This window comes from Luteibacter sp. P4_D7_3, from assembly GCF_056401735.1.
Map to the genome: position 1 here is coordinate 1 of NZ_JBFUIT010000118.1, position 11,155 is coordinate 11,155.

At 64.7% G+C, this 11,155-nt stretch carries 10 protein-coding genes and 1 riboswitch; all 10 genes read left to right on the plus strand.

What is annotated here, in order from left to right:
- On the plus strand, window positions 1–269 hold a 269-nt coding region (locus tag AC1DSN_RS11970; protein ID WP_477330841.1), incomplete at its 5' end, for a hypothetical protein.
- 121 nt (window positions 270–390) lie between these two features.
- A complete protein-coding gene (locus tag AC1DSN_RS11975; RefSeq protein WP_477296032.1) occupies window positions 391–2,364 on the plus strand; it encodes a S1 family peptidase in 1,974 nt (657 codons plus the stop codon).
- Between the two features lie 168 nt (window positions 2,365–2,532).
- Window positions 2,533–2,762: riboswitch (cobalamin riboswitch) on the plus strand.
- Window positions 2,763–2,881: 119 nt separating this feature from the next.
- Entirely contained in the window at window positions 2,882–4,759 is a 1,878-nt protein-coding gene (btuB, locus tag AC1DSN_RS11980) for a TonB-dependent vitamin B12 receptor (RefSeq protein WP_477296033.1), read from the plus strand.
- A 24-nt stretch (window positions 4,760–4,783) separates the two neighbouring features.
- Window positions 4,784–5,365 carry a hypothetical protein gene (locus AC1DSN_RS11985; protein ID WP_477330843.1) on the plus strand — a complete coding sequence of 194 codons (582 nt, stop codon included), beginning with the start codon at window positions 4,784–4,786 and terminating at the stop codon, window positions 5,363–5,365.
- A 23-nt stretch (window positions 5,366–5,388) separates the two neighbouring features.
- Entirely contained in the window at window positions 5,389–5,991 is a 603-nt protein-coding gene (gene cobO, locus AC1DSN_RS11990; protein ID WP_477330849.1) for a cob(I)yrinic acid a,c-diamide adenosyltransferase, read from the plus strand.
- Window positions 5,988–7,277, plus strand: coding sequence for a cobyrinate a,c-diamide synthase (locus AC1DSN_RS11995; RefSeq protein ID WP_477330845.1), 1,290 nt, complete (start codon window positions 5,988–5,990; stop codon window positions 7,275–7,277). The genes cobO and AC1DSN_RS11995 overlap by 4 nt, the downstream gene beginning before the upstream one ends.
- Complete coding sequence (gene cbiB / locus AC1DSN_RS12000) at window positions 7,274–8,182, plus strand: adenosylcobinamide-phosphate synthase CbiB (RefSeq protein WP_063570771.1); 909 nt, start codon at window positions 7,274–7,276, stop codon at window positions 8,180–8,182. Before AC1DSN_RS11995 ends, cbiB begins: the two co-directional genes overlap by 4 nt.
- Window positions 8,175–9,182 (plus strand): threonine-phosphate decarboxylase CobD, encoded by a 1,008-nt coding sequence (cobD, locus tag AC1DSN_RS12005; protein ID WP_213947525.1) that lies wholly within the window; start codon window positions 8,175–8,177, stop codon window positions 9,180–9,182. The genes cbiB and cobD overlap by 8 nt, the downstream gene beginning before the upstream one ends.
- Window positions 9,179–10,645 carry a cobyric acid synthase gene (locus tag AC1DSN_RS12010; RefSeq protein WP_477296067.1) on the plus strand — a complete coding sequence of 489 codons (1,467 nt, stop codon included), beginning with the start codon at window positions 9,179–9,181 and terminating at the stop codon, window positions 10,643–10,645. Before cobD ends, AC1DSN_RS12010 begins: the two co-directional genes overlap by 4 nt.
- Window positions 10,639–11,155, plus strand: a 517-nt coding sequence (gene cobU, locus AC1DSN_RS12015; protein ID WP_477330847.1) for a bifunctional adenosylcobinamide kinase/adenosylcobinamide-phosphate guanylyltransferase, incomplete at its 3' end; no start/stop codon positions are given. The genes AC1DSN_RS12010 and cobU, both read left to right, overlap by 7 nt.

The window sequence follows — 11,155 nt, forward strand, 5'->3', positions numbered from 1 at the left end:
CGGTCGGTACCTGGCGAGGGACGATCGGGAAGGGGAGCGCCATTGCCTTGATTGGGTCCACTTCCGGCGCGAGCTATTTCTACGAACGGATTGGCACATCGATCGGCCTCGACATCGCCAAGGCGCCATCCGGGCACTGGATCTTGCAACATAAGGATGAGCATGGCGTGGTTCTCGAGACGTTCGATCTGGTGCCGACGAAGTCGGGCGGATTCTCCGGAACCTGGACGCAGGCTGCGAAACCGGGGCTCCCGGTTGTCTTGCAATAATTGCGGCAGACACTCTGCCGTCGTTATTGAGTGGGGTTGACTGACACTGTATCGTCTGACGCGGTTCAAGCCTTGCCAGGGAGGCTGCTGAAACTCCCGGCCCACCAGCCCGAGCGCCTTCATGCAAATTCACGGACGTATCTGCCGCCTGACCCTCTTCTCAATAGCCGTGTGGTTCTCGCAGAGCCTGTCTGCCGCCACCCTGGACGCGTCGCATTTGCCCGTGGTGAAAGGCGCCACGTTCGAGGTGGTGCTGGCCAAGCCCGACGATTCATCCGCACGCTACGAGAAGCCGCTCCCGCTGGAAAAGCTCCCCTTCCAATACCGCAACGACAAATACAATTCGATCGGAACGGCGTTCGCCATTGGCAAGAACCGTTTCGTCACGGCTTTCCACGTGGTCATTGACGGCATTGGCGGCCGTTCGGGTCCGCCTTTGCTACGTGACGCGGACGGCAAGGTCTTTGCCATCGACAAGGTCGTCGGATTTTCCCTGGCGCAAGATTTTGTGGTCTTCACCGTGGCCAACGCGCCGGACGTGAAACCCCTGGCCGTCGACCGTGGTAACCATCTCAACGAGGCGGTTTACGCGGTCGGTAATGCGTTGGGCACAGGCGTCGTGGTACGCGATGGCCTGTACACGTCCGATACGCCGGAAGACGAGAATGGCCAGTGGAAGTGGATCCGCTTCTCGGCGGCCGCATCGCCAGGCAATAGCGGCGGCCCCCTCCTGGACAAGGACGGGAAGGTGATCGGCGTGGTGTTGCGCAAGTCGCCCAACGAAAACCTCAACTTCGCGCTGCCCATCAGTCTGGTTCTGGATGCGCCGACGAAATCGGTGGACTCGGAAAGGCGTGCCTCGGGCCGTGCCATCTTCATGGACGCGACCCAGGATGGGATCTTCCGCGTGCATGTCGACCTGCCACTTACTTTTGACGATTTCGCCAAGAGTTACCTGGCGCAGGCCGACACCTTTTTCGATTCCCAGTGGAAGGAGCTTCTCGGCCGGGAGGATGCCAACATGTTTCCCAAGGGTGATGGCAGCAAAAAAATCCTTGCCGCCGGTGCGCCGCTCGATGCCTACCCCATGGCACTTCGTCGTGGTGCTAACAACGAGTGGACCTACTGGATACCCGAGCACGCGAAGTCAGCACTTCCAGGCAATGGCTTCGTCGATGCCGGCCTGTTGGGGAAAGTCATACTGCTGCATGTGCGAAAGCCAGACGATCTGCCCCTGGCCAAGCTGTACTCCGACGCCGCCGGCCTCGTGGACCTGATCTTCAAAGCCTCCACGTTCACGCGTGACGTGGGCGACGAGAAAGTCAGGATGACGTCGCTCGGGTCGCCCATCAGCGACGTTGTCGTCGTCGATCGATGGCATCGGCGTTGGCAGCATCGCGACTTTGCCTTCCCGGCTATCGACGCCGTGCTCGAGGTGTACTCGCTACCCGTGCCCGACGGTTATGTCGTTCTCCTGTCGAAGACGCAGTCGCGTTTCCGGCACGCCGATAGCGTCCAGACCGAAACCCTCCTCGGACTGATCTCCACGACCTACGACGGTAGCTTCGCTGCCTGGAAGGAATTCCTCCAGCAAGGTGACTGGGTGCCCACGGAGCTGGCCTCTGCGAATCTCGCCATCGACTTCGGCAAGCGGTTTTCCATCGCGCCGGCGGGATTCTCGCTTAGCTATGGCCCGGATTTGCAGCCGATCGAAGCCAACGGTGAGCTCGCCGTCAGCTACGGCTATCTGGGACGCGACGGCAGCGCGACGCTGGGTATCGCGGGCATTAGCGCTCAGCCGGATATGGACAAGTACACCGCCGTACGCATCAATCGGCATCCGAAGCCATTCCCTGACTCGCCGCGCGATTATCTTTCCGGCTGGAAGGACATCGTTACCCGCGCCCACCCAGGGGACGGACAGCCGTACAAGGACTCCGACATGAGCTGGGCTGGCACGACGCTCGGTACGCCTGGTGCCGATACCAACGTGCTCTACACCTTGTACTACGGAAGCGACGCCAATCCGTCGGATGCGGTCATGAAGCAGCGGCTGGCCAACGCGGTGAAAGGCGCGACGGTTCGCGAGCACTGATCGCCCTGTGGGGCGACGATGATTGACCGGTGAACACAACACCGTGCTGTGGTCGGGCAGCAAGGAATTCGATGCAACCTTTTAAGGCTTTTGGGGCACTCAGCGGCCGGCTCGGCCGCGCACCCTTCTTTTAATTGGCCATCTATGCCGCCGTGTGCCGCGTTCGGATACACTACTTGCGCCCAAGGTGATCCAAGGCTTCAGTGCCGAGGATTGAAACGGGAATCCGGTGACGTGCGCGGCCTTTCGAGGCTGCCACCATTCCGGAGCTGCCCCCGCAACGGTAGGCGAGCAAAGGTCGGCATCAAGTCACTGTGCCATAGGCATGGGAAGGCGCCGTCCGGTAGGGATTCCCTGCGCTCGCGAGCCCGGAGACCGGCCATGAGGTACACCGGACAGGCGGAGGGCCATGTCGTGGGTTGCCGTCGGCCTTTTGCCCTCCGCGATCCTGTCTTCCCGCCTCCTGTTCCTCGCCATTGATGCCGCGCGGGTAGGCGCGGTTAGCAGGAGTTGTTTTGTGTCATTTCGTTCTTCCACCCTCGCGGTCTCCATCGCGATCGCTTTGCTCGTGCCCGCTGCGGCCATCGCCGATGATGCTTCCACCGATCTGGACAAGGTCGTCGTCACGGCCAGTCGCACAGACCAGACCCAGAGCCAGGTCCTCGCCGCCTCGACGGTGATCGACCGCGCCGATATCGAGCGTCTCCAGCCGCATTCCCTGGCTGACCTGCTGCGCGGTACCCCGGGCGTGTCGATCGCCAACAACGGCGGTCCGGGCAAGGCCACGTCCGTGTTCCTGCGCGGTACCGAATCCGATCACGTGCTGGTGATGGTGGACGGGGTCAAGATCGGCTCGGCCACCTCCGGCACTGCTGCCTTCCAGGACATCCCGGTCGACCAGATCGAGCGCATCGAAATCGTGCGCGGTCCGTACTCCAGCCTTTACGGTTCGGAAGCGCTCGGTGGCGTCATCCAGATCTTCACCCGTCATCCCGAGGGCGCGTTCGTACCGAACTTCTCGGTAGGCGTGGGCTCATACGACGCGGCGAGCGGTTCCGTCGGTTTCGCCGGTCGCGGTGCGCAAGGCTGGTACTCCGTCCAGGCAACCCATGACCAGACCGACGGCATCAATGCGTGCCGCGGGAAGCCCAGCCCGGGCGGCGCCGGCTGCTTCACGTATGAGCCCGACAGGGATGGTTACAAGAATAATGCGCTGTCTTTGCTGGGCGGCTGGCGTTTCGACGACCAGTGGGACGCTGACGCCACGGCGACGCGTACGGAAGGCCGCAACCACTACGACGGCACCAGCAGCAACTTTGCCCAGTCGGCGACACAGGTATTGGGCAGCCGCGTGCGCTACAAGCCGGCGCAGGACATCCTGATCACCGCCAGCCTGAGCCGTAGCGAAGATCTTTCGACCGACTACGAGAATGGCGTTTACGCCGACACGTTCAACACGCATCGTGACCTCGCTTCCCTCCAGGCCGATCTCGGTCGCGTCGGTGAGAGCGCCGGCCTCACCACCGTGGGCTTCGATTGGCAACGCGATCGCGTGGTTGGCAGCACCGACTACCTCGTCGATGCACGCCGCAACCACGCGCTGTTTGCCGAGTGGCAGCAGGAGTACGGCGACAGCTCCGTACAGGGCAGCGTGCGTCGTGACGAGAACAGCCAGTTCGGCGGCAAGACCACCGGCAGCCTCCAGTACGGCTATGCGCTGACGAAGACCTTGCGCGTGACCGCTAGCTACGGCACCGCTTTCAAGGCGCCGACCTTCAACGACCTGTATTTCCCCGACTACGGCAATCCGGATCTGGGCCCGGAGACATCGAAGAACTGGGAGCTGGGGTTGCGGGGCACGCCGGGCTGGGGCCACTGGTCCGTCAACGGCTTCCAGAACAAGATCGACCATTTGATCGTGTTCGACTCGAGCCTGAGTGGTCCGCTGTTCCCGTTCGGCGGGGCGAATAACATCGACCGCTCGCGCATCCGTGGCGTCGAGATGGCCGCGGACACAACCATCGGTGACTGGCGCCTCGCCGGAAACGCCACCTGGCTGCAGCCGATCGACGATAGCGACGATGACACGCACGGAAACCTGCTGCCGCGTCGTGCGCGTCGCACCGCAAATATCGATGTCGACCGCAGCTTCGGCGCGTTCAGCGTCGGTGCGAGCGTGTTCGCTTCGGCCTATCGCTTCGATGACACCGCCAACGCCAACCGGCTGGGCGGCTACACGCTGACCGATCTTCGCATGGCCTATGCCTTCGCCCCGGCGTGGAAAATCGAACTGTCGGCGAACAACATTTTCGATCGTCGCTACGAGACTGCGCAGTATTACAACCAGCCGGAGCGCAACTGGATGCTGACCCTGCGTTACCAGCCCCGTTCGTAACCGTCCCACCTTCGAGGTCACCTTATGAAGCCGCTCTCACGTTCCTTGTTCACTGCTGTTGCCGGCCTGTTCGCGCTAGTGATGATCGCCACGCGCTTCAATCACTTCGGCGATGCCCTTCATCTACCCGATGCGTCCATGGCCTTGTTCTTCCTTGGCGGCATCTATCTGCGCAAGCATCTGGCCTTCGTCGGCTTCGTGGTCCTGTCGGTGCTGATCGACTGGTACTCGGTGAGTTATGCCGGGGTGAGCGACTTCTGCATCACGGTGGCGTACGCCTTCCTCCCGCTTGCTTACGCCGTCCTTTGGTATGCAGGCCGTCTTCTCGCCCCGCGCTACAACGGCTCGCTTGCCTCGCACGGCCTGGTGTTCGCGGGTATCGTGGTCAGTGCCACGCTGTCGTATGCCGTGTCGAACGGAGCGTTCTACTGGCTGGGCGGCCGCTACACGGAGCCGAACATGGCTCAGTATCTACAGCGCTTCGCCCAGTGGGCACCGCTGTTCGTGCGTGCGGCGGCCGGGTACGTATTGGCGTCGGAGGTGGTCCAGGCGCTGGTGTTCCGCTTCCTTCCGCAAGCGCGTGACGGCCAGACGGCACGCGCATGAACGAGGCGGTTCCCTGGCAAGAGATGGACGAGGAAGCCCGTCATCGTGATCGCATGCGCCGGAAGAAGGAGCTAATCGACCGGCGCATCGCGAAGGCGACCATCGACCGTGGCGTGCTGGTGGTCAACACCGGTAACGGCAAGGGCAAGAGCTCATCCGGTTTCGGTATGCTCGCCAGATCGCTTGGCCACGGCTTCCGCTGCGGCGTGGTTCAATTCATCAAGGGCAGCTTCTCGACCGGCGAGGAGGGCTTTTTCCGGATGTTTGAAGACGGCCCGTTGGACTATCACGTGATGGGCGAGGGCTATACCTGGGAGACCCAGGACAAGGCCCGCGACATCATGGCCGCCATGGCGGCATGGGAACTGGCCGAGGGCATGCTCCGCGATCCGGGCTATGACTTCGTGTTGCTCGACGAACTGAACATAGCGCTGGTGAAGCAATACATTCCGCTCGATCGCGTGCTGGCCGCCCTCGCGGCACGGCCCGAGCGCCAGCACGTGGTGATCACAGGCCGTGGTGCGCCCGACGACCTGGTCGCCGCCGCGGATACGGTGACCGAGATGCGCGTGGTAAAGCACGCGTACCAGGCGGGTATTCGTGCGCAGAAGGGTGTGGAGCTATGACTCGTTATTGCCCGGCGTTGCTCGTCTCCGCGCCAGCCTCGGGGCAGGGCAAGACCAGCGTCACCGCCGCCCTGGCACGAGCCCATGCGCGCCAGGGCCGCCGGGTGCGCGTGTTCAAGACCGGACCTGACTTTCTCGATCCCATGATCCTGGAGCGTGCGAGCGGCGCGCCGGTGTACCAGCTCGACCCCTGGATGGGTGGCGATGAGGATGTCCGCGCCCGTCTGTACGAAGCGGCGGGCGAGGCAGACCTGATCCTCGTCGAGGGCGTCATGGGGCTGTTCGACGGATCGCCTTCGAGCGCCGATCTGGCGATTGCGTTCGGGCTGCCGGTGATGGCGGTGATCGACGGCAGTGCGATGGCGCAGACGTTCGGCGCCTTGGCGCACGGGCTGGCAACGTATCGTCCGGCGCTTGTCCTTCACGGCGTGCTGGCCAATCGGGTGGGCAGTGCGTACCACGCCGGTTTGCTGCGCGACAGCCTGCCGCCTGGCCTGACCTGGCACGGGGCGCTGCCCCGCGACGCCGCCATGACATTGCCGGAGCGACATCTTGGACTGGTTGCTGCCTCGGAGCTGGCCGATCTCGACTCGCGGCTCGACGCCCTCGCGGATGCATGGAGCAAGCAGGGTGTCACCGAACTGCCACCACCGGTCGCGTTCGAAGCGGGCACCACCATGCCCGCATCGGTGCGGCTGGACGGGGTCCGGATCGCCATCGCACGCGACGCCGCATTCGCTTTTATCTATCCGGCGAACCTCGACGAACTCCGCGCGGCGGGCGCCACCTTGCACTTCTTTTCGCCCGTGGCAGGCGACCCGCTGCCGGCGTGCGATGCGGTGTGGCTGCCTGGCGGCTACCCCGAACTGCACATCGACGCGCTTGCCGCACGTGACGACCTGCGTCGCGAGCTTCGCGCGCATGTGGACAGGGGAGGCCCCTTGCTTGCGGAATGCGGAGGCCTGCTCTACGCGCTGGACCGGCTCACCGATCGCGACGGTCATGCCGGTGCGATGGCGGGCCTGCTCGGGGGCCAGGCGACCATGCAGCGGCGTATGRCCGCATTGGGCATGCAAAGCGTCGAACTGCCCGAAGGTGCCTTGCGTGGGCATTCCTTCCATTACGCCGAAGCGAGCATCGATGCGCTTCCCCTGGCCGGCGCGAGCAACCCGCATGGCGGGCCGACCGCCGAGAAAGTCTATCGCCGCCAGCGCATGACGGCGAGCTTCGTGCACTTCTATTTTCCGTCCAATCCCGATGCGGCGCGACGGCTGTTCCTCGGATGACCGTTGCGCTTTGCATGGTGCTGGCGTTGCTGCTCGACATGATCCTGGGCGAGCCGCGACGGTGGCATCCGCTCGTCGGCTTCGGCGCACTGGCCGTTGCCATCGAACGACATCTCTATGCCGATCGTCGCCTTGCCGGCATGGCCGCATGGGCCCTCGCTGTCGTGCTGCCGGTGGCCTTGCTCGCTTGGTTGCGCGCCGCATCGCCCGCGCCACTGGCGTTGGTGATCGACGTGATCGTCCTGTACTTCGCGCTGGGTCGGCGCAGCCTTGGCGAACACGCACGTCCGGTGGCGCAGGCCTTGCTCGCTGGTGACCTCGTCGCTGCCCGCGTCGCGGTGGGCCGCATGGTGAGCCGCGACACCCTGGCGCTGGACGCGACGCAGGTATCCGCTGCCGCGACAGAGTCGGTGCTCGAAAACGGACACGATGCCGTCTTCGGTGCACTGTTCTGGTTTGTGCTGTTTGGCGGGCCCGGCGTGCTGGGATTCCGCCTTGCCAATACGCTGGATGCGATGTGGGGCTACCGGACCGCCCGATACAACCGTTTCGGACGGATGGCGGCACGTGCCGACGACGTCCTTGGTTTCCTACCTGCGCGACTGACCGCGCTGACGTACGCCGCCATGGGCGACGGCGTGACCGCGTTGCGTTGTTGGCGCGTGCAGGCGCCTGCCTGGGATAGCCCCAATGCAGGTCCGGTCATGGCGGCCGGGGCAGGGGCCTTGCGCGTCCGCCTCGGTGGGCCGGCTCCGTACCACGGTCGCTGGGAGGACCGCCCCGCGCTGGGCGAAGGCTCCCCGCCCGGAACGGACGCGATCCTGCAGGCGCTTCGGCTGGTCGATCGTGGCGTGGTCGTGTGGGTGGCCATCGTCTTGCTGGTGGGAGTCGCGGCGCATGCTTGAACACGGTGGACGACTCGGTCGCGCGGTGCGCGAGTACGGTATCGCACGCGAGCATTGGCTCGACCTGTCGACGGGGGTCAGTCCCTTTGCGTATCCCTTACCCACGGTGCCCTCGACCGTGTGGCAGCGGCTTCCCGAAGACGATGATGAGCTGCTCGACGCGGCGCGCGGCTATTACGGCACCGGCAACTTGCTGCCGGTCGCTGGCTCACAGGCGGCCATCGCCGCGTTACCACGGTTGCGCGGGCGTTCGCGCGTGGCCGTGGTCGAACCCGCCTACGCGGAGCATGCGCACGCGTGGCTAACGGCCGGTCACGACGTGGTGACCCTGCCGTTCCACGCGTTGCTTGCACGGGCTCACGAGTTCGACGTCGTGGTGGTGATCCGCCCGAACAATCCGACTGGCGAACGTGCCGACCGCGAGACTTTGTTGGAATTGCACGACCGCCTGGCCCGTCGCGAAGCGGCGCCCGGGCTTGCGCGGCAAAGGCCCTGGCTCGTCGTCGATGAGGCCTTCATCGACGTAAGCCCGGAAGACAGTCTCTGCGGACATCGGCGCGACGGTCTCATTGTTCTTCGTTCGGTCGGTAAGTTCTTCGGCCTCGCCGGTGCGCGCGCAGGTTTCGTTGCCGCATGGCCCGCGTTGTTGGACGACATGGCTGCATCGCTCGGTCCGTGGACGCTGACCGGACCCACACGCTACGTCGTGGCGCGCGCATTGAAGGACACCGCATGGCAAGCGTCGGCGCGCGAATGGCTGCGCCGTGCCTCCGCGCAACTGGCATCGCTGCTGACTGAGCACGGTCTGCCTCCTTCAGGCGGCTGCGAGTTCTTCCACTATTGCGAACACCCGGATGCCGCCACGCTTCATCGCGCCCTCGCGCAACGCGGCATCCTCGTCCGTCACTTCGACAACCCTCAGGCACTACGCTTCGGCCTCCCGGCCGACGAGGCTTCCTTCGTGGTATTGGGTCAGGCGCTATCCGAGGCCATCGCATGAACGCCCGTGTCCTCATGGTGCAGGGCTGCACCTCCGACGCCGGCAAAAGCACGGTCGTTGCGGCGTTGTGCCGCTGGCTACGCCATCGTGGCGTGGCGGTGGCACCGTTCAAGCCGCAGAACATGGCGCTCAATTCCGCGGTGACGGTGGATGGCGGCGAGATTGGTCGTGCGCAGGCGGTACAGGCCCAGGCAGCCGGGGTGGCGCCGCATACCGACTTCAATCCGGTGCTGTTGAAACCGAACAGTGATACCGGGGCGCAGGTGATCGTGCACGGGCACCCGGTGGGCAACATGGATGCGGTGGGTTACCACGCTTATAAGCGCGTCGCCATGACCGCGGTGCTGGCCTCCCATGGACGGCTCGTGGCGACGTATGACGCCGTGGTGGTCGAGGGTGCCGGCAGTCCGGCCGAGATCAACCTGCGGGACAGTGATATCGCCAATATGGGTTATGCGGAAGCCGTGGACTGCCCGGTCATCCTGGTTGCGGATATCGATCGCGGCGGTGTGTTCGCCCACCTCGTCGGCACCCTGGCCTTACTGTCGGAAAGCGAACGCCACCGGATCGCGGGCTTTGTCATCAATCGGTTCCGGGGCGACATCGCCCTCTTGCAGCCCGGCCTGGACTGGCTCGAGCGCGAGACCGGCAAGCCCGTGCTCGGGGTCCTGCCGTATCTGCACGACCTGGTACTCGAAGCCGAGGATGCGCTTCCGCGCGGACCTGCGATAAAGCCTCACGCGCGCCTGCGTATTGCCGTGCCTGCGCTGCCGCGCATCAGCAACCACACGGACTTCGACGTACTGCGTGCGCATCCCGACGTCGAATGCGTCTTCGTTGGCCCGGGTGAAATCTTCCCTCCGTGCGACCTCGTCGTGCTGCCCGGGTCGAAGTCGACCCGCGCGGATCTCGCCTGGTTGCGCACGCAGGGGTGGGACACGGCCATTCTGCGTCACGTGCGTTATGGCGGCAGAGTCATCGGCATCTGCGGCGGCATGCAGATGCTCGGCAAGGCCGTGCACGATCCCGCCGGCCTCGAAGGTCCTGCCGGTTCCAGCGAGGGGCTGGGTCTGCTCGACCTGGAAACGACGCTGGCGCCGATGAAGCAGCTGCGCAATGTGCATGCTTGGCTGGCCGACGGCGACACCCCCGTGACGGGCTACGAGATTCATTGCGGAGTGAGCGAAGGTGCGGGGATGTCCCGTCCGGCGGTGCGGCTCGACGACGGACGAGGCGACGGCGCGCGGTCGGACGACGGCCGCATCATCGGCACGTATCTGCATGGCGTCTTCGACCATCCTGAGGCATTGGCCGCCTGGCTCGGCAATGCCGGTCTCGCAGCGCCTAAGCAGCTCGACATCCACGCCCTGCGTGAGGCGACATTGGAACGCCTCGCCGCGGTCATCGATGCACACATGGACACCGCCGCTCTGGAACGCTTCTTCGGACTGCCAGCATGCTGACACTGATTCTCGGCGGCGCACGCTCGGGCAAGAGCGCGTTCGCGGAACGCCTCGCCACGGAAAGTGCCTTAGATGTCTTCTACGTGGCGACCGCACAGGCACTGGACGGCGAAATGGCCGACCGGATCGCCCACCATCGGTCGCGCCGCCCGGCCACATGGAAGTCATTCGAAGAACCCGTGGCCCTGGCTGCCGTACTCCGCGAGCACGCCCGCTCCGACCGCTTTCTGCTGGTCGATTGCCTGACGCTCTGGCTATCGAACCTGCTCGGTATCGACGAGGGCGCGCACTTCGAGCACGAGCGCGACGCCTTCCTCGACATCCTGTCCACCTTGCCCGGCAACGTTGCCTTCGTAAGCAATGAGGTCGGTCTCGGCATCACCCCTATGGGCGAGCTCACCCGCCGTTTCGTCGACGAAGCCGGCCGCCTTCACCAGGCCCTGGGGCAACGATGCGACCGCGTGGTCTTCGTCGCTGCCGGGCTGCCCCTGATCCTCAAAGGAACACCTC

What these genes read in the sequence shown, in the direction of transcription:
- AC1DSN_RS11985 (WP_477330843.1), top strand. Translation starts at nt 4,784, where the DNA reads ATGAAGCCGCTCTCACGTTCCTTGTTCACTGCTGTTGCCGGCCTGTTC.
- AC1DSN_RS11975 (WP_477296032.1), top strand. Translation starts at nt 391, where the DNA reads ATGCAAATTCACGGACGTATCTGCCGCCTGACCCTCTTCTCAATAGCC.
- cobD (WP_213947525.1), top strand. Translation starts at nt 8,175, where the DNA reads ATGCTTGAACACGGTGGACGACTCGGTCGCGCGGTGCGCGAGTACGGT.
- cobO (WP_477330849.1), top strand. Translation starts at nt 5,389, where the DNA reads ATGGACGAGGAAGCCCGTCATCGTGATCGCATGCGCCGGAAGAAGGAG.
- AC1DSN_RS12010 (WP_477296067.1), top strand. Translation starts at nt 9,179, where the DNA reads ATGAACGCCCGTGTCCTCATGGTGCAGGGCTGCACCTCCGACGCCGGC.
- cbiB (WP_063570771.1), top strand. Translation starts at nt 7,274, where the DNA reads ATGACCGTTGCGCTTTGCATGGTGCTGGCGTTGCTGCTCGACATGATC.